Origin of the sequence: Collinsella sp. LCP19S3_B11 (genome assembly GCF_052121915.1) — a bacterium.
Classification (GTDB): domain Bacteria; phylum Actinomycetota; class Coriobacteriia; order Coriobacteriales; family Coriobacteriaceae; genus Collinsella.
On sequence record NZ_JBQKDI010000068.1, the window covers coordinates 1 to 356 of the forward strand.

At 61.5% G+C, this 356-nt stretch carries 1 protein-coding gene; it reads left to right on the forward strand.

All coding sequences use genetic code 11. The features are described from left to right. A partial coding sequence (locus ACTQV4_RS10415; RefSeq protein ID WP_441569797.1) for a hypothetical protein occupies positions 1 to 351 on the forward strand: 351 nt, incomplete at its 5' end. Between the last annotated feature and the right edge of the window lie 5 nt (positions 352 to 356).

Consider the following 356-nt stretch of genomic DNA (forward strand, 5'->3'; position numbering starts at 1 on the left):
CACCGGCTTCGCCCGCCTGCCGGCGCGCTCGCCCGCTCGCTAAAAACGCTCCGCGTTTTCTTTACGCTCGCGCCTCGACCGAGGTTCGAATCCATGCATGGCTTCCAAAAAGAAAAGCCCCCGTTGCCGGAGGCTTCAAGTTCGATTGGTGCGGCGTATAGGATTCCGCGCATCCGCTTCGCGGATCCGCACCGGCTTCGCCCGCCTGCCGGCGCGCTCGCCCGCTCGCTAAAAACGCTCCGCGTTTTCTTTACGCTCGCGCCTCGACCGAGGTTCGAATCCATGCATGGCTTCCAAAAAAGAAAAGCCCCCGTTGCCGGAGGCTTCAAGTTCGATTGGTGCGGCGTATAGGATTC